This window comes from Granulicella mallensis, assembly GCF_014203225.1.
Taxonomy (GTDB): Bacteria; Acidobacteriota; Terriglobia; order Terriglobales; family Acidobacteriaceae; genus Granulicella; species Granulicella mallensis_A.
This window is the reverse complement of sequence record NZ_JACHIO010000001.1, coordinates 332,786-351,432: the sequence shown is the minus strand read 5'-3', so window position 1 is coordinate 351,432 and position 18,647 is coordinate 332,786. Positions and strand designations below refer to the sequence as shown.

At 53.8% G+C, this 18,647-nt stretch carries 11 protein-coding genes and 1 pseudogene; 11 read left to right on the top strand and 1 reads right to left on the bottom strand.

Annotated features, from left to right (window positions below):
• Positions 1-256: 256 nt before the first annotated feature.
• The gene (locus HDF15_RS01260) at positions 257-2,884 is read right to left on the bottom strand and encodes a glycosyl hydrolase 2 galactose-binding domain-containing protein (RefSeq protein WP_184252461.1); all 2,628 of its coding nucleotides are present in this window, start codon (positions 2,882-2,884) and stop codon (positions 257-259) included.
• 883 nt (positions 2,885-3,767) lie between these two features.
• Between HDF15_RS01260 and HDF15_RS01255 the strand changes: the two genes are divergently transcribed.
• From HDF15_RS01255 to HDF15_RS01205, 11 genes and pseudogenes are all read left to right on the top strand, one after another.
• Positions 3,768-4,400 (top strand): YbhB/YbcL family Raf kinase inhibitor-like protein, encoded by a 633-nt coding sequence (locus HDF15_RS01255; protein WP_184252460.1) that lies wholly within the window; start codon positions 3,768-3,770, stop codon positions 4,398-4,400.
• Positions 4,401-4,987: 587 nt separating this feature from the next.
• Positions 4,988-5,320 carry an alpha/beta fold hydrolase gene (locus HDF15_RS01250; protein ID WP_311733009.1) on the top strand — a complete coding sequence of 111 codons (333 nt, stop codon included), beginning with the start codon at positions 4,988-4,990 and terminating at the stop codon, positions 5,318-5,320.
• 101 nt (positions 5,321-5,421) lie between these two features.
• Positions 5,422-6,249, top strand: coding sequence for an alpha/beta hydrolase (locus HDF15_RS01245; RefSeq protein ID WP_184252459.1), 828 nt, complete (start codon positions 5,422-5,424; stop codon positions 6,247-6,249).
• 57 nt (positions 6,250-6,306) lie between these two features.
• Positions 6,307-7,083, top strand: a complete 777-nt coding sequence (locus HDF15_RS01240; RefSeq protein WP_184252458.1) for an SDR family oxidoreductase — start codon at positions 6,307-6,309, stop codon at positions 7,081-7,083.
• A 196-nt stretch (positions 7,084-7,279) separates the two neighbouring features.
• Positions 7,280-9,043, top strand: a complete 1,764-nt coding sequence (locus HDF15_RS01235; protein ID WP_184252457.1) for an MOSC and FAD-binding oxidoreductase domain-containing protein — start codon at positions 7,280-7,282, stop codon at positions 9,041-9,043.
• Between the two features lie 562 nt (positions 9,044-9,605).
• Positions 9,606-11,456 carry a right-handed parallel beta-helix repeat-containing protein gene (locus HDF15_RS01230; protein WP_184252456.1) on the top strand — a complete coding sequence of 617 codons (1,851 nt, stop codon included), beginning with the start codon at positions 9,606-9,608 and terminating at the stop codon, positions 11,454-11,456.
• Positions 11,457-11,972: 516 nt separating this feature from the next.
• The gene (locus HDF15_RS01225; protein WP_184252455.1) at positions 11,973-14,138 is read left to right on the top strand and encodes a TIM-barrel domain-containing protein; all 2,166 of its coding nucleotides are present in this window, start codon (positions 11,973-11,975) and stop codon (positions 14,136-14,138) included.
• 155 nt (positions 14,139-14,293) lie between these two features.
• Positions 14,294-15,217 carry a retropepsin-like aspartic protease gene (locus tag HDF15_RS01220; protein WP_184252454.1) on the top strand — a complete coding sequence of 308 codons (924 nt, stop codon included), beginning with the start codon at positions 14,294-14,296 and terminating at the stop codon, positions 15,215-15,217.
• A gap of 717 nt (positions 15,218-15,934) precedes the next feature.
• Entirely contained in the window at positions 15,935-17,023 is a 1,089-nt protein-coding gene (locus HDF15_RS01215) for a hypothetical protein (RefSeq protein ID WP_184252453.1), read from the top strand.
• 143 nt (positions 17,024-17,166) lie between these two features.
• Complete coding sequence (locus HDF15_RS01210; protein ID WP_184252452.1) at positions 17,167-18,489, top strand: RICIN domain-containing protein; 1,323 nt, start codon at positions 17,167-17,169, stop codon at positions 18,487-18,489.
• A pseudogene (locus HDF15_RS01205) lies at positions 18,490-18,587 on the top strand (IS5/IS1182 family transposase); the annotation flags it as partial. It lies immediately after the preceding gene.
• Positions 18,588-18,647: the final 60 nt, after the last annotated feature.

The window sequence follows — 18,647 nt, the reverse complement described above, 5'->3', positions numbered from 1 at the left end:
AATTTCGATGGAGGCATGGGCAGGGCACCGTGACCGACATCGGCGACGCACAGGATTATACCTAGATCGTCACGAGGTTTCACCACGCAGTCACGACAAGCTTCAGGGGAAGAGACCTATGCAGCTTGTCTATTCCGACGGTTTCTCACCACGATCTGCGTCCGTTTGACGCGCTGAGTCATCCTCATACCTCTGCGCGCCGTCGCGAGAACGGTCACGCTCACCAGCGTACTTCATGGTCATTGGTTCTTACGTTTTAAGGAACAATCCCTGACGCCGGCCAGTGCGTCGGCTGCGCATTCTGATTGTCCTGAATTGCTAAGGCACTATTCACAGCTTTAACTGTCACGTTATAGCCGTCAATCTCAATCACTGGAGGCTCCTGTTTCAGATCTTTCGTCGCGGCTTGGATAGTCACTCGCCTCGTCTCACCAGGTATGAGTGAGATGTAGTTATCCGAGTAGAAAGCCGGAAGCACTCGTTCGCCTGAAGGTCCCCGATGAAGTTGCAGGTGAGTCATCAACGCAATTGCGTTTGTATTGTTCTTCAGATCGACCTGGAGAATCGTTTCGTCACCCTCAACGTGAGAGGAACCCGAGGCATCGAGGCTGACGAGCGGCATCGTCTCAAGTGCGTCAAAATCATCCTGAGCAACGTTCTGCCAATAGAAGTTGGTAGAGACTACAGAACCGGATGAATCGGTCAGATCCAGCTTGACGAAGTATATCGATGAAATCCTGGCTGGCACTTCGATCTGCGCGATCTTGACCGTGGTACTGGCAGGGATGCCATTCACAGGATAGGATTTTCCGAGAGCTTTCTCCCCGTCCAGGCTGAATACCGTAGCCGTTGCTGTGAGGTCGGAGAGCTTCTTCGAGGTATTGTTTACGACCTGAACCGCGCCGTTCGACTCGTTCAGTTGTATATGGATTGGTTCGGAAGCCTTCTCGACAGCAAAGAGTGAGGCGTTTGGCTCCAGGTCGTAGTGATAAAGCTGCCAGACAAAGCTCGGCTGTGCTGGATGGCTCATCCAGGTAATGACGCCCGTGGTGGTTTTGAACATTTCGGCATTACGTCCCTCATACATCGCGCGGAAGGTCTCATAGTTGGCGAGTTGACTCTTGCGTACAAAGTCGGCCAGATTGCGAATCTTTCCATATCGCTTCGCTAACACGAGAGGGTACTCATCGCCCCGTTGAGCCCCTTTGGCTAAATCGTGCTGAGCCCAGTCGTCATTGATGGTCTCCCAATCCTCTTTCGGCATCATGCCTTGAATAGACTCGATCGTTGGGATCGAGACCGAGCCTACTTCTGTCTTGAAGCTTTCGTTGAACGCGTAGAAGTATCGTGGTGAGCGCCAGAAGTAAGGTCCGTGGGATGAGACCCCGCGACCGTCTGCGGAGTTCGACTGATAGAGACGGCTCGGATCGAGGATCAGCATCTTTGCTTTGATTGCCTCGTCGAGAGCCTTCGGAGGATAGCCTTCGTTGCGGGCACACCAGACAGCAATGGCCGGATGGTTGCGATAGCGCAATACCTTATCGGTGACGTTCGCCATATAGGTGGGAATATCGGTGATGTTGGGCCCGTCTCCCGGATTTGGCTGAAAGAACTCGTCCCAAAGGAGAATGCCATATCGATCCGCCAGGTCATAGAAGTCGGGACTCGTACTCTGTCCAACCCAGTTGCGAATCATATTCATGTGAGCGAGCGCGTGCATGTGAAACTGTGCATCCAGGCGTTCGCGAGGAATTCGCTTCATGGCCTCGTCGAGGCCCCAGTTTCCGCCACGGATCATGATTCGAACACCATTCACTGAGATCGTAAGGTTGTCCGAGTCAGGCACTTGATACTCGATCTTCCGAATTCCGAACTGAGTAGATACGGATTGCGAGACGACTCCTCCTACCTCGAATCGCAGATCCAGATGATAGAGGCTCTGTGCGCCATAGCCATTCGGCCACCAGAGAGAAGGCTTCGTCACATGCAGTTCTGGAATCGAGGTGCTGTCGAGTTTGATCTGCCGGCTACTGCCGGCATCCATCAAGACCGGTTCATGGAAGGTGATATCGCCTGAAGGGCCGGTAATCACACCGGTCAATATGCCCTTTACGGGATTGGAGGTGCTGTTCTCAAGAATTGTAGAGATGGCAAGATTCGCGTACGTGTGAGCGTCGTCCAGTTCACTGGTAACAAATGGATCCTTCACTAGGACGGGCCCTGTCTCCGAAAGCGTCACGGGGAGCCAGATACCTGTGTCGCGGTCACGGACTGCCGCCAGCCAGTCCCATCCGATCGTCGAAAGAAAGGTTGGTCCGTCGATAGCCGTTTCACCTCCGTTCTTCCCGACCCCGAGGGCTACGGTATGTTCGTGTGGAATACCCGGATGCGGTTGCGGAGTGACAAAGACAGCCACAATGGAGCTGTGGCCCGGTTTGACTAACTTGGAGACTTCGAAATCGCCCCGAAGAAAGGCACCCCGAATGGTGCCAACCTTCTGCGAATTAATCCAGACTTCGGCCGCATAGTTAATCCCGGCGAAGTGGAGCCAGACCTGCCGATGCTTGTATCTCGATGGGATCGTGACTGTTGACCGATACCAGTATCCCGTCTTGTTGAGGCTCTCGGGGATGTGACGCATATTCTCGCCATAGAGGGGCTCGGGATAGACCTTGTTGTCCACCAGGGTGGTAAGCACGGTGCCCGGAACGGTGGCCCGATACCAATCGGAAGGTTTGAAGTGGGAAGATGAGATCTCCTCCGGAGTCGCCGTCACCTTTGACGCATCCTGCATTGTCCAGTCTTTGACGGTTTCTTGGGCATGAGCGAGAGACAGCGGCAGGGCAATACCAATGGCAAGAATCCAGCGGAGCGTTACAAACACGAGTGCACTTCCTTTCGTCGGTGCGAGTTAGAACGTTAATGGCGATGGTCTCATTCATCAATTTCACCATTCGCCTAACGTGAAAGCATTCCTTGCATAACAAGTTCAACGGTCGCAAATCTACAATATCTGTCCACCGAGTAGTGAATCTCTGCACAGATTGTACCGGTGCCCAAGCTCCTGTCGTTCTGCATCCACTCTGATTCGCAAGGGTAACGGTGAACACCCAGGTCTAGAGACCCACGTGTTCCGTTACAACATACGATTCATTGCAAGACAGGTTATTGCCATTTGAGAAGCGCAGCACTGTATGCCGGGACCATGACGCTCGCACGGACATGAGATTTTCGCTCGGCAAGAGTAATTCCAGAGAGCGCATTGAGTGAGGGCCCCGTCAATCGCATCTCAGTTTTTACCTTGTGCTGACGGAGTGGCTCGTACAAATCAGCACAGCGTACACGCTCAGGGGCGGGGTTTGGCACTATTTCCGCAACCAACGGAAACTACACTCCACGCGTGCTGCAGTTTGTGCTCAAGGTACAGTTTTGATCCCGCGCAGTGACCTATCCCGTGCGGACGGTCACTGCGCGGCTAGCCGACGATTGCGAATTAACGAGCACGGAACGCAATGACTCTCGATATGCCGAGATGAACGGAAAAGACATGCACTAATATGCTGATTGTGGGCACATCGCAGAGCCGTTCGATTTGTGGGTGCGACCGGACGAAATGACGCCTCCACAGCGTGGAGGTTAGTAGACCAACAAACCCATCTATGCCTTTGGCCCGATCCCCGCATGCACTACCTCTTGCTTATGTTGGCCACCGTTCATGTTGGTAGTCACAATGCGTCTCCAGTTCAACCCACAAAAGGAGTTTCACGATGAAAATTAGTAGCCAGAGTTTCAACGACGGTGCAGCAATTCCTGGTGAATTTGCCTTCGCAGTCATAGACCCCGTCACCCGTGTCTCTCTAAGCAGCAACCGCAACCCTCATTTGGCATGGACGGAAGTGCCTGAAGGGACCAAGTCGTTTGTGCTCATCTGTCACGACAGCGACGTTCCGAGCCAGGCGGATGACGTTAACAAGGAAGATCGTGAGGTGCCCGCATCTCTGCCACGAGTCGACTTCTTCCACTGGACGCTCATGGATATTCCAGCAGAGGCTCGGGAGATCGTCGCTGGAGGTCACAGCAACGGTGTCACACCGCGGGGCAAAACGGGGCCTGAAGCACCGAACAATTTGCGTCACGGAATCAACGATTACACGAGTTGGTTTGCCGGTGACGCGAACATGCAAGGGACTTATTTCGGCTACGATGGCCCCGCTCCACCCTGGAACGATAGCTTGTTGCACCATTACGTTTTCACCCTTTACGCACTGGATGTGCCTCATCTCGAAGTGAGTGGTGACCCCACTGGCGCTAACGTTCGAGCGGCACTTGACGGCCACGTCATCGCAAGAGTCACGCTAACCGGGACCTACTCGTTGAATCCGCGTTTACAGAAAAGCTGAGGCTTGAATATCACGGAAGAGACCTTTGCCTTCCATTCTCCGGTAGTGATACTCCATTGAATCCTTCGCGGAGAACATCCATGCAAAGGCCCGAGCGTAAGCGCGCCCATGCGCGATGCACCGATGGGGTTTGCCGTCGCGATCATGAACCTGTACCCGAACAGCCGATGCGCGCCTTCGATCGTCAGCGAAAACATGTCTGCGATCTCCAGCAGCTTGCTCAGATGACTCTCGCTCTGATCAATGCCCTGATATGCCATCCCTTCGCGGCGCTTGTAGCAAACCTCGAGACCGATTTCTCATCCCTCCGTACTGTGACGCATAAAGTGAAGTTGGGATTGATCTATACGGCAAAACCAAATGCTGCGACCGAGTCACGACCAAATTTCGCCAGTGTTGTGTATCCGTCACGAATTCGTCAGCTGAAACTGTGTTGCCGTGCTGAATCTTCGCGGACATCTCATTGATCCGAAATGACTTATCTTCATGTCTAACCCTCGATCAAGGTTGGTATTTCGGTTGCACTAAAAATCTGTGCAATTTGTGGCACCTGACAATGATGTGCCACAAACATGAGAGAGCCCGTTATGAACCAAGATCTTCTGATGAGCGAAGGACGACACTTGCCTGCTGTCGGGTCTATCGTCCGATACCGCACGGTGAAGGGCGGCGAAATCAAGATCTTCTATTGGGAAGCCGGTCCGCAAGACGGACCCGCTCTCCTGCTTTTGCATGGATTTCCGGCGGCAAGCCACATGTTCCGGGATTTAATCCCACGTCTTGCAGATCACTTCCGGCCGATTGCCCCCGACCTGCCTGGCTTCGGGACAAGCCATTTTGCCATTGAGACACACTTCGTGGAGATTGCTGCTGCGATGAAGGAGTTCCTTGAGGCGAATGGAGTCGTCGGCCGGCTGTAGCGGCGGCAAGCCGTTTTAAGCAAACGGCACGGTCGTGTTGGTTCATTGAACTCGTGCCTGCGGATGATCGCAGGCACTTTATTGGGAACGAGGAGAAAATCATGGAACGTCGTAAATTTTTAGGTGCACTCACGGGTACATCTCTGGGTGTTCTTCTCAACGGGTCTCTCGGCGAATTCGCGCAGGCGCAAAGCACGACACAAGCCGCGAGTTCGCATAGCTCCGGGACGAGTCAGTTTCCTCCGAACTCAACCATCGTTTTGGTGCATGCGGCATGGGCGGACGGTTCGTGTTGGCGCAACGTTATTCTGCCTTTGGAACGCCACGGTCTTCATGTCATCTGCGCGCCACTCCCGCTCACATCCCTGACGAATGACACGATCGCGCTGAGTCAGGTTCTGGAACGGACCAGCGGCCCGGTGGTTCTGGTCGGACATGCCTATTCCGGCGCTGTGATCGCTGCGGTGCAGCAAGACCGGGTTAAGTCTTTGGTCTATATTACGGCGCTCGCGCCGGATGAGGGCGAGACCGTAGCCAAGGTGTTCTATCTCAACCCGAATTCTCCGGAAGCACCGAAGATGGCTCCGGATTCCCATGGCTTTGTATGGCTGCCTGACGATGCGTTTCCCCGAGCGATTACTCACAAGGCTTCTGCCGGTGAATCAAAAATTGCGGCGGCTCTGCAACGTCCGCTTGGGGTTAAGTGCATTCAGGAACTGGCCCCAACACCGGCATGGAAAACCAAGCCGTCATGGTTTTTGGTCGCCGAAGAGGATCGCATGATCAGTCCGAAGACCCAGCGTTTCATGGCGAATCGTATGCACGCAAAGATTCATTCGGCCCCTGCGGATCACTCTCCGATGATCTCGGATCCCCAGGCCGTCATCAACGTGATCCTGGAGGCAGCACATGAAACCCTCTCACTATAACGAGAGCGTTTATCGCAACGAGATTAAAGCCTGACCTAAGAAGGAGAATTCATCTATATGAATACCACTGGTAACACGATCCTTATTACTGGCGGCGGCTCTGGTATCGGCCGCGGCCTTGCGGAAGCCTTCCATAAACTCGGCAACCAAGTCATCATCGCTGGCCGTCGCAAACAGCTCCTTGACGACACCGTAGCCGCGAACCCTGGTATGTCCTCCGCCGTCCTCGACATCGAGAATGCCGTTAGCATTCGCACCTTTGCTGCCAAGCTGATCACCGATTTTCCAACCCTCAACACCGTCATCCACAGCGCCGGAATCATGCGTTTCGAAAACCTCCTGGCTCAACCGGAAGATCTCGCAGACTCCGAGGCGATGATCACCACCAACTTTCTTGGCCCTATCCGCCTCACTGCGGCGCTCCTTCCTCATCTTGAAAAGCAGCGCTCCGCCGCTATCGTCACCGTCACCTCCATCCTCGCCTTCCTGCCTTTGGCGATGGCGCCGACCTACAACGCCACCAAGGCTGCCATCCACTCCTACACTGAATCTCTGCGGTACCAACTCAAGTCCACTAACATACAGGTTCTCGAAATCATCCCTCCCTACGTTCAGACCGAGCTTACGGGCAGTAAACAAGTTTCAGACCCTCGCGCGATGCCCCTCACCGACTATCTCAACGAGACCATGCAAATCTTCAAAACTCAACCCAACTCCGCCGAAATCGTGGTCGAGCGGGCCAAGCCCATCCGCTTGGTGCAGCAAAAAGGCATAGAAGAATATGAAGCTTTCTTTAAAGAGTTTAACGACGCTATGAACGCAGACACCCACTAGGATCGGGTGTACTATCCCCTTGTCTCTAACGTCGTTCCTTTCTCGGAAATACCCCACCCTTGAAAGAAGGCTGGTCGCAGCCATTCCTTCTTTCAATGGTGGGGTACGAGCGTATCCACGCACCGCGAAGACTCTCACTGCAGGGTATAAAGAGGATTGTGAACGGTTCCATTTGAAACGCCCAGTCGAGAATCCCATGCCTAAACTCCTGTCCGTCAATGTCGGTCTTCCACGCGAAATTGAATGGCAGGGCAAGCTTGTTCGTACCGCGATCTTGAAGCGTTCCGTACCGCATCGCGTTCTTGCTCGGCGACTGAATCTTGATGGCGATGGCCAGGCAGATCTTCAAGGTCATGGTGGCGAACAGCGTGCCGTGATGGTCTATCAGATCCAGTCTTATCGATATTGGGAGCGCGAACTCGGGCGTAATGATTTTGAGTTCGGACAGTTCGGAGAGAATTTCACTGTCGATGGTCTGCCGGACGATGAGGTCTGCATCGGAGACCGGTACAGAATCGGCAGTGCGGTATTTGAGGTCACGCAACCACGCGTTACCTGCTATCGGCTCGGAATTCGGATGAACAATCCTCAGATGGCAGCTCTCCTCGTTTCACATCGGAGGCCCGGGTTCTATTGCCGCGTAATCGAAGAGGGAGAAGTGGGCGCCGAAGACCAGATTCTAAAGATTGCTGATGGGTCAGGAAGAATCTCAGTCGCTGAAATCGATTCTCTGCTGTACCTCCCTGACCATGACCCCGGCCGCATCGCGATTGCAACACAAATTTCCGCACTAAGTCCGGGATGGAAATACTCTCTGCAGGCATTACTCAACGCAGATAAAAAGGGAATCCAAAGTGGCAACGCGGGGTTGACGCCGTCCATTTCACGTCCTTCTGCATGGAACGGCTTTCGGCGGCTGAGGGTGGCATCGGTCCATCAGGAAACGAATGAAGTAATGTCAATTGAACTGGAGGCTGTGGATGGGGCACCGCTCCCAGACGCCCTTCCGGGTCAATATCTGGTGCTACGGCTGGTCCGCGACAAAGGGTCACAGCCCATCGTCCGCAGTTACTCCCTCTCAGGCCCTTCGGGTTCCGGCGTCTATCGCATCAGTGTCAAGCGTGGGATAGGTCCAGGGAGTCGCTATCTTGTGGATGCAACGCGGGTCGGCGATACGTTCGAGGTAGCTGCCCCACGCGGCGATTTCGTATTGCAAGCCGGTGCGCGTCCGGTCGTGCTGTTGAGTGCTGGCATTGGCGTCACTCCACTGCTTTCCATGCTGTATGCCCTTGCATCGGCCAGAGCCGAACGGCATCGGGAAGTGTGGTGGATCCATGCCGCACGCAATGCGAGAGAGCATGCCTTCGCCAAGGAAGCGCGAAAACTTCTCGACGAGATTCCGGGAAATCATTCAGCAGTCGCGTATAGCAAACCAGAGCCTGCCGACCGGCTCGGCATAGATTTCGACATCTGCGGGCACTTAGATCTGGCAAGCATAAAAGAACTCGGCCTTCCCGTCGAGGCTGATTTCTATTTGTGTGGCCCTACGGAGTTTCTCGCGGATATGCATCGTGACCTGGTCTCTTTGGGAGTTCCACCAGACTCCGTGCATCTGGAAGTGTTCGGTCCGGCGAACTCCATTGGACCGGATGCAGCGAAAGGGACAACAAAGAGCCCGCATCCTCCAGTCGGCTCTCAGGGGAACGGACCTCTTGTGTCGTTTACTCGCAGTGGTCTGGCGGTGCCGTGGGACAACCGCTTCCGGAGCCTGCTGGAATTGGCCGAGGCCTGTGACGTAACGGTGAAATGGTCATGCCGCACCGGAGTTTGCCATATGTGCGAGTGCGGAATCCTGGATGGCAGGCTACGCTACGCTCCCGAGCCGCTGGACCAGCCTGCAGAAGGCAATGCTTTGATCTGCTGCTCGACACCCGAATCGCAAGTGAATTTAGACCTGTAATCTACGCGAATCAGAGAGTTGACCTGATGATGGATTGTTTCGTTTCAGCAGCGACGGAATTTCATCACCCTTCAAATCATTGAAAGCCACAGCCGCAGGTTCGAATTGTGGCAGAGTGTCGAGAGATATCGCATGTGGCTCCCTAGTAAGCAAATTGTGGGCACAACTGGAACATTTGAGGGACGCAACTCGTTGTTTTTATGTCAAACATGAAAGCGATAGTCCACATATGAAATTACCAGCGCGTAAAATGTAAGCGGTCTCTTGAGAGATTGTCAGGATATTTCCAGACAAGTTTCTTGTATGAATTTTTGTTATCATTTGCAAAAAATTGCGCAGACTGGCTGAAGGCTGACGATCGCTCGACATTCCAGCTTGCACAAAGGGTTTTACTTCCAGCAGAGGGTTTTGATATGGCATCCAAGACGAGGCGCTGCCGCTTTCTCGAGGCTCCTGAATATGTTGATCTCTCACTGAGCCCTGTTCCTGGACTTGTGGCGAAGCAGGCGGCGGATGTGCGAGTCAAGCCAGTTAGTTTGTGGACATCCTAAAGGCGATGCTGATGCGATTACTCACTTTTTTTCTCCTGACATTTCTCGCCCTTCCTTCGGTCGCGATCGTATATGCGCAGGCGGTGGACGTATCGACCTTTGGAGCGGAACCCGATACCGGGAAGAATAGTACCTCGGAAGTTGCACGTGCGATTGCTTTCGCAATAAAGAATCATCGCTCATTGGTTACATTTCCACGAGGTCGATATGATTTCTGGCCAGAAGAGGCTGTTAAGCGCCGCCTGTTCATCTCCAATCATGACGATGTGGAGGAGCGATCGGTGGTCATGCCTATTGAACATGCTGACCGGCTGACGGTGGACGGTGGTGGGTCGGAGTTTGTGTTTCACGACTCAGTCTTGCCCATTGCCATTGCGTACTCAAAATTTGTGGACCTACGTCACTTCTCTATCGATTACCAAACACAACGCCTTATACAAGCGAAGGTGATAGGCGGAAGTGATGCGTATGTCGATCTGAAAATTGACGACAAAGAAAGCTATGCAGTGAAGAGCAACCACATCTATATACACGCCGAAAAATATGAGGAGCCGGCGAAGTTCAGTCTCGTATTCGACTCCCTGGAGAAAGGTCTGGCCGCCAGGACTGGAGATAACTGGTCGTTCTTCCAGTCCAGCGCGACATTGCTCAAGCCAGGCGTGATCCGCGTGATGGGTCTGGAGTCGCAACCACGAACGGGCGAGGTGCTCGTTTTGTGGAACGGGAATCGTCCCAACCCGGCGATACTCATAGATCAGAGCGCACATGTTTCCGTATCTGCTGTAACCGTGCACAGTGCCCAAGGGATGGGGCTGATCGCACAAAAGAGTGCAGAGATTCATCTCGATGGTTTCAGTGTGGCTCTCAAACCGAATAGCGGCCGTTATGTCACGACCATCGCAGATGCTGTTCACTTCTCAAATTGTCGCGGACAACTCACCGTCGAAAACGGTCTTTTCGAGAATATGCTGGACGACGGCATCAATGTGCATGGCTCTTACCTGCGGGTCACCGGGCATTCAACACCCAATACCGTTTCTCTGGAGTTTGGCCATCCACAGACATTTGGATTGCCATTTGCTGCTATTGGAGAAACTGTGCGCTTCGTGCACCGGCAAACGCTTGAGCCGTATGCAACGGCAAAGGTAGTGCGTGTGAGTCGCGTGGATGATAAGCACCTAGAGCTACGCTTAGACTCTGACCTGCCTTCGTCTCTCGAACCGGGAGACGGTGTAGAAAACCTGAACTGGCGGCCCAGGATGCTCTACCGAAACAACCACATTCGCCATAATCGCGCGCGGGGCACACTGTTTGGCAGCGAAGCCGTGAGTACCGTGATCGAAAACAATTTCTTCGATTACCTGTCGGGTCCCGCCATCCTGTTCAGCGCGGACGCAAGTTCGTGGTTCGAGAACGCCCCTGCCCATAATGTGACTATTCGTCATAATCGATTTCTAGATACAAATATGGGGCCCTTCGGTCCCGCCCCAATCGTGATCGATCTCCCATTTAAAGCGAAAGAAGATTCAACCTACTTCAGCGTCCGCAACATCCGCATTGAAAACAATCAATTTGAAGAATTCCAAGATTCTCTGCTCTATGCGACTTCCGTGGAGGGACTTATCTTTCGCCATAATACTGTCGTCCACAATCAGAATTACCCACCGAGTTTACCCCTTGATTCGCCCGTGTTTTACCTTAACCACGCGCGTTGCATCGATATAACCGATAACTCATTAGCGGATGGCGGTCGGACCGCGATTTACGACTCCTTTCTGATAAATGCTGAGAGCGTCAAGGGTACATTCAATCCGACGGGATGCGGAGCCAGCTTCAAGCCTCTTGCGGGAGAACATCAATGACTCGTAGCCTTGATCGGTCTCGGTGCGGCTAGCTATACGGCTTGCAAACTAGATTCGCCTAGCGACCCGCAATCTTCAGTTGCCTTTCTATTGAGTACTGCCTCAGCATGAGCAAGCCAAAGTGCCATTGCTCTCTGGAACGCTTGGATCTCTTCGTCCAAGAGCCATTGCTGCAAGTCCGTGCGGTTGTGGCTCTGCTGGTTTTTGCAGACTGCATCTCAATGTGGACCGCTCTGGTTTTGCCTCTGAGCGCGCCGCCTCTTGCACTCGCGCAGCGCGGGTTTTCAACCTGTCGGACACGTCGTGTTTCGTAAAAAAATCTGCAAACAATGATTGCCATCCTCGTTTGCGGCGGGGTAGAGTGGTTTCGCATTAAAAAATGCTTTTTCACTTCTGAAAACATCAAGATTCTTTCTGAGAGAATTAGTTCTCCGAATGAATACGGTTACACGCGCATTTCTCATGGAAATGCGCGCAGATGAAGGGAAAAGCAGACATCCTTACGAGGTGAACTTTATGCTGACGATACTCCGCCGCAAATTCCGCAGATGCCATGAAAAATCGGCACTGCGGATTTTTTTCACACTAATTTTCGCCGCTCTGATCCCTCTGTCCATTACTGCCGCCGCCCAGATGAATGGCGTAGGCGCAAAACCATACCTCGGCTGGAGCACCTTCAGCGAGCAGACGATTGTAGCCTCCAGCACGGTGATGAATGAGCAGAACATCACCGCGCAGTCGGATGCGATGAAGAAAAGCGGCCTTACCGACCGTGGTTTTGTCTACATCAACCTTGATGCCGGCTGGTCCTCCGGCAACGGCACGGACGATCAATATGGCAGGCCTCACTGGAACTCAACCGCCTTTCCTGACTTCCTGGGTCTGATCCGTCACATCCACGACAACGGTCAGAAGGTCGGCATCTACATCAACCCCGGCATCGCCAGCGATGACGTCAATAACAACACACCCATCTTCGGCACAGCCTACCAGGCAAAAGACATCGTCGCGATGCCCATCACTTGCGGCAACGCCTTCTGCGATACCGATAAGATTGACTTCACCAAGCCGGGCGCTCAGGAGTACATCAACTCCATCGCCGACCAGTTTGCCTCCTGGGGTGTCGACTTCATCAAGATGGACGGTGTTACCCCCGGGTCCGACAACGACACCCTCAGCATCAACAATATTCCCGATGTGCACGCGATGAATGTGGCTATCGCCCAGAGCGGTCGCCCGATCTGGTTCACGATCTCCTGGGCTCTCGATGAGGACTACATCGCCGACTGGCAGCAGAACGCCAACGCCCGTCGCATCGAAAACGATATCGAGTGCGAAGGGGACTGCCCCTTCCTCACCGAGTGGCAGCGCGTTCAGCTTCGTTTCTATGACCTCATCGGATGGGAGCGCACCGCGGGTCGCTCGCTGGGCTGGAACGACCTGGATGCCCTTGAGGTCGGCAACGGCGCAACCGATGGACTCACCAACACCGAGCAGAAGACAGCCATGACCTTCTGGGCGATGGCCAACACACCCTTCTTTCTCGGTGGCGATCTGACCAAGCTGACAGACTACGGAAAAAAGCTCCTCACCAATGACGAGGTGCTCGCTGTCAATCAGTCCGGTCATCCCGCGGTCCAGGTTACCGGTGGTTTTACGCCGGTATGGGTCTCCGATCTCGGCAACGGATCGTATTACGTCGCGCTCTTCAACCTCAACGCCTTCCCCTCGCAGGTCACTGTTGACTGGAAAGATCTCGGCTTTTCCGGAGCATTTGATGTACGCGATCTCTGGGACCACCAGGATATTGGACCTACCTATCAATCCTTCTCCGATGTGCTGCCCGGACACGGAGCGCGCCTGCTGAAGGTGATGGCTGCAACCGGACATCCTGCCGCGTCTCCATCGCAAATCTTGGGAGCTGAGACAGCTACGATTTATGGCGGGACCCAGCTTAACCAATGCTCCACCTGCGCCAGCGGCTACAAGCTGACCGATCTCGGTATCGGAGCCGCGAATTACGCCATCTTCAACGTAAAAGTAAAGGTGGCAGGAGTGTACCGGATGGAGGTTGACTCGATGACCAACGGCACCCGCTCCTTCATCATCAACGTCAACGACGATCCGGCGATCACCCTTAACCTCAGCGGCGGAAGCTCAAACCTTCCTTTCCCCACCACCATTCCCGTCCGCCTGAAAGCCGGGATGAATAGCATCGAATTTGGAAATCCGGCAAGCTATCCCCCTGACCTTGACCGCATCATTATCAGCGGAGATGGCCATGAGCCTTTTCCGGCTTCCACCACCTATGAAGGCGAACTCGCGACGTTGAGCGGTAGCGCCACCCAGTCCTATTGCGGCAATTGCTCCGGAGTTTCCACGGCAGGCAATATCGGCGACGGAGCCCAGAACACCGTGACTTTCACCAATGTGACGGTGCCGGTGGCAGGCACCTATCAGATGGAGATCGACTACCGCACCAGCGGCCCTCGGTCATTCTTCATCACCGTCAACGACAATCCTGCTCAGGAACTCGACCTGAACGGCTACACCTTCAGCACGCCAACCAGCACGGTGATTCCGGTGCAACTGAACGTGGGAACCAACCAGATCCAGTTCGGCAACCCAAGCAACTTCGCGCCTGATCTCGATTCCATCAACATTGCACCCACAATTCACTGAGGGTATCAACTATCTGGCCTTCCATCTTTCAAAGACGGAAGGCCAGTTTCGCCGATGCTCCGAGTTCGCCCAGTATCAGCGTTATGGCTAGCGTTTTCTCTGCGCAAAAAGAAGCGAAACCGTTATGATCGTCCCATCGCAAACGTGGGAGACTTATGGGGATAGGATCAGTAATTCTTTGTGGTCTGGCTTTTATAGGCGTAGCCGTTTCCCCTGCTATCACCTCCCGGGAGCCGCTCACAATCCCCTTCGATTTCTCACGATCCTCCATCGGCCTTGATGTCACAGTCAAAGGCACACCGCTTTATGTGATCTTGGATACCGGTGTCGATCCGTCGGTGATTGACTTGGCTCGTGCCGAGGCGCTTGGTCTAAAAATTGAGAGGCAGGACGGTGGCGATGCGAGTGGCTTTGGCGATGGAAAGGGAGCCACGGTGTTCCCCAGCAGCATCGACAACCTCGTGATTGCCGGTCATACCTTTACTCCATTCGACGCTTTGGCGTCGGACATGACCGGACTCTCTGCCCATTATGGCCGCAAACTCGATGGCGTCTTGGGATATAGCTTCCTGGTCGATAAGATCGTGCTGATCGACTACCCGCAGCAGACATTAGGCATCCTGAACCAAGCATCCGATGCGATGCCGATGGTAAGCACGTGTCGGACACACTGGACCACGCCACTTAAGACCGTCGAGAACATTCCAGTCATAACGAACTTTCATTTCGGAGCGGCCAAGGGGCGCATTACTCTCGATACTGGCTCCAATGGTGGCATTTCGCTATACCAGAGCGCATTAGATATGAGAGGAGTGCGGACCTCGTTATCGGAAAAGAGTGCGATCACTTTCGGAGGGGCGCGAGGCGACGGTAAGGTGAAGTCCTACACGTTCAATGCTTCCGTTGGATTTGGGCCCTTTATCCTGCCTCCGGGCCAGGTGGTCACTGTCCGCAATGAGAAGGGGTCCAAGGGAACACGCGTTGCGAACGTAGGTAACGCACTCTTTGCAGCGATGAAACTGAAGATGCTCTTGAATTACCGCGACCGCTCAATGACCTTCTACGGCGACTGTCGCTAAAGGCCCTCCCGAATCATGGGCAAACTGGAAATAGCATCAGAGCCCGCAATTCGTGTTGCACGCCCCATCCTGTACCGCACTGTTCTCGGACCGGTACGGCTCAGGATGACAACGAAAAAAAGCTCAGACGGCATTCGTCCACTTCAAAGCCCTTGAAAGGGCTGGGTTCTACTCTGTTTGTTACGGCGTAGCTAAAGCTGTGCCCTTAACGAAACTATTTCTTGTCTGTACTATTCCTTGCCTGTACAACGTGGATGACTCCCCCTGGAACAACCACCCACGTAGAACCTCATAAGAGACTAAATATTAGTCGCCCTCCGTGACCACATTCTTAATCAGGCTGTGGGGTATCTTTTTTTGCGCTTAGGCAACAGAAGGATGTACTTTACGCAACGCACAATCCGGAGGTAGGTTGCGGGCGTTAGCGAGATAGCTTATGCAGGATTGCCCTAGGCTTTTCGGCCAACCAGTTACAATCCGACCCTAAATATCCGTGCTATTTAATCAAGGAGCAAGCGTTCAAGAAAGTACAAATGATTTCTCTTGTAATTACTTTTTGCGAATGATAACTATGCACACAGTTACCGGAGATCGATAGCAATCCAAAATGATGGCATAAGTAGACTGCGTGCCTCTAAAGGGCAAGCAGGTCTGCTTATTCCGATTCTCGAACGTAATGATGTGTCAAAAACCTCATAGACGGGCTAAGGAGATAGCATGAAATTTGAAGTACGTTCCATAATTCAGATCGCAGTCGTCGCAAGTCTTGTGAGCGTCACCGGGCTTCCATCCGTGCTTGCCGCTCAGACCGCTGACCAGGTAGAAGCTCAGGCGCATGAGTCCTGGAGCGGGACCATGCACCACCTCAATGCACCCGGAAATGGTTGTTTTCATGCCTCGTATCCGAGCACTCAATGGCAGGCGATCGAATGCGCCGAAGCGCCAGGCTATCGCTCTGCGCTACCAAAGCCCACAAAGAGAGAACAAACAGTTGGCAATGGTTCTGATTATGTCGTTCAAGCACCATCAGGGAGTCTGTTCAGCTCAGCACTCGGCAGCTTCCCAACGGTGACGGACGTGAAAACTGAAAAGAGTGTCGGTGTTGCTGCATTTGGCGGTGGCGGCATTCTTGGATCGAATGAATATACGCTGCAGGTTAATACGAACTTCTACCCTGGCTCTGCAGCTTGTGCCGGCTTCTCAGGTTGCTTCGCCTGGCAGCAGTATGTGATGTCGACGAACACTCCCGTGTCACTTACCAGCAATAGTCTGACCGGTAAGACAGAAGTATTTATAGAATACTGGCTTATCAATTATGGCTCCAGGAGTGGCTCCAATGTTTGCCCTAGCGGATTCATCGATGGTGGTGCCGATGCAACAGGGCCGGGCGAAGACTGCGTCCAAAATACCCCGGCTGTAGTTATTGCTAGTGGGCAATTACCTATTACCGATCTCGCAGAGCTGACGCTCTCGGGTTCAGCTACGAAAAATGGGACGGATAAAGCCACGGTCACTTTTGGGACCGAGGCGTTTACAGCAACTGTCAGCGATAGCCTTACGGATATTGCGAGCGGTTGGACCCAGGCGGAGTTCAATGTGTTAGGCAACGCCGGTGGATCGGAAGCGCAATTCAACTCCGGTGCGGCACTTACGGTGAAAGTAGCGGTGACCGATGGGTCGACAGCTGCGCCGACATGCGTATCGCCCTCTGCGGAGGACGGTACGACTGGCGAAACCAATAATCTGAAACTCGGCACATGTACCGCGACCGGTGGATCTGCGCCTTCTATTCTGTTTACAGAGTAGAACTCATCGGCTCCGAGTAACTCAGGGTGCCGAAGTGGAAACCCTTCGGCACCCACTTTATTCCGAGCGTAAATAAGAAGTGACTCCGGTGGGTGGCCCACTTCTTATCTTCTCGCTCCAACAGCGTGAGGAGAGGAAACATCATGAAGAAGCAATCTGTATTAGGAATACTGGTAACAGTCTTTGCCTTCGCCGTTTTTTTCATGGGGACAGCAAGGAGCGCCTCTGCGCAGCAGATATGCGGCAACAATAGCTCGGGACCGCTCGGCAACGTCAACCAGTACATCTTCGGGGGCGACCAGTGGAATGCAGCTTTCTCCAGCACGAATCAGTGCGAAACGATTACGAACTCGACGGCTACGCCTCCGAGCGGCCCGAGCATGGTCTATTCCGGCAGCGCGTTCAACGACACCACGGGCACTCCCGCTGATTACCCGGATTTCCTTTATGGATGTTTTCACGGCGCCTGTTCGCAGAACACGCAACTGCCGATCCAGGTTTCGGCGCTCTCCAATTGGTCCATCACCAGCGGCGAGACGGTAGTGGAACCTTCGGGAGACAACAATGACGTGGCCTACGACATCTGGTTCAACACCGGAACGACTGCGCCTTCCAACCAGAACACGACCGGGACTGAACTGATGATCTGGGTACAGCACAATGGCGGCGCGGGGCCCATCGGCTGCTGCTCCCCTGTGGCGACGATCACCACCGGCGGGCATACCTGGTCTGTGTATACGGGCCTTAACACAGGCAACTGCAATTGCTCTGGACCTGTGGGAGCCCAGGTCATCAGCTTTGTGAACAATGATGGCGACGGGCCAACCAACGGCACTACCTACAGCCTCAATCTGGTCCCATTCTTTGAGGAAGCGTTGGCTCTGGGACAGATCCAGTCCTCGTGGTATCTGACCACCATCGAATTTGGCACAGAGATATGGGTTGGCGGTCCAGGAATACAGGTCAATAACTTCTGGGTCAATGTCGCCGCGGGAAGCAGCGGCGGCGGCAGCACGATCACTACCGGTACCCCGTACAACATCATCAATCAGAACAGCGGCTCCTGCGTGGACGCTACGAACTCCGGCACCGCGAATGGAACAACGGTGCAGCAGTGGGCCTGCGGCAGTGGCACTTTCAGTACCCAACCCAATCAGCAGTGGGAGTTCGAGCCGGCTGGTAATGGCGATTATTACGTCGAGAACGTCAATGCACCGAGCGAAACCTGGAATGTGGTCAATAGTGGCACCACCAGTGGCAGCCTGATGCAGTTGTGGACCTATGCCGGAAACCCGAACGAGGTGTGGGAGGCTGTCTCGATGGGCAATGGATACTATGAGTTTGTTGGCGAGGGCAGCGGTCTTTGCCTGGATACTCCAGCCGCCTCGACCGCCAATGGCGTGCAACTGCAGATCTACACCTGCAATGGAACGGGAGCTCAGTTGTTCAAACTTGTCGCGCCTTAGAGGCTCAAGGGCTTCCGTAGAATCTTCTTCCGCTTCGAGAAGCTCGACGTTCTCTTCCTCGGCTTCCTCCCTTCGCTCTTATCGTCGAAGCGCTCAGATGGCGTGAACACGCCCTGGTGCAAAAAGCAAGGACACCAGTGCTTGACTGGTGTCCTTGC

Excerpts from the sequence above, each read along its gene's own strand:
- HDF15_RS01245 (WP_184252459.1), top strand. The coding sequence starts at position 5,422 with ATGGAACGTCGTAAATTTTTAGGTGCACTCACGGGTACATCTCTGGGT.
- HDF15_RS01235 (WP_184252457.1), top strand. The coding sequence starts at position 7,280 with ATGCCTAAACTCCTGTCCGTCAATGTCGGTCTTCCACGCGAAATTGAA.
- HDF15_RS01220 (WP_184252454.1), top strand. The coding sequence starts at position 14,294 with ATGGGGATAGGATCAGTAATTCTTTGTGGTCTGGCTTTTATAGGCGTA.
- HDF15_RS01210 (WP_184252452.1), top strand. The coding sequence starts at position 17,167 with ATGAAGAAGCAATCTGTATTAGGAATACTGGTAACAGTCTTTGCCTTC.
- HDF15_RS01215 (WP_184252453.1), top strand. The coding sequence starts at position 15,935 with ATGAAATTTGAAGTACGTTCCATAATTCAGATCGCAGTCGTCGCAAGT.
- HDF15_RS01230 (WP_184252456.1), top strand. The coding sequence starts at position 9,606 with ATGCGATTACTCACTTTTTTTCTCCTGACATTTCTCGCCCTTCCTTCG.
- HDF15_RS01250 (WP_311733009.1), top strand. The coding sequence starts at position 4,988 with ATGAACCAAGATCTTCTGATGAGCGAAGGACGACACTTGCCTGCTGTC.
- HDF15_RS01225 (WP_184252455.1), top strand. The coding sequence starts at position 11,973 with ATGCTGACGATACTCCGCCGCAAATTCCGCAGATGCCATGAAAAATCG.
- HDF15_RS01240 (WP_184252458.1), top strand. The coding sequence starts at position 6,307 with ATGAATACCACTGGTAACACGATCCTTATTACTGGCGGCGGCTCTGGT.
- HDF15_RS01255 (WP_184252460.1), top strand. The coding sequence starts at position 3,768 with ATGAAAATTAGTAGCCAGAGTTTCAACGACGGTGCAGCAATTCCTGGT.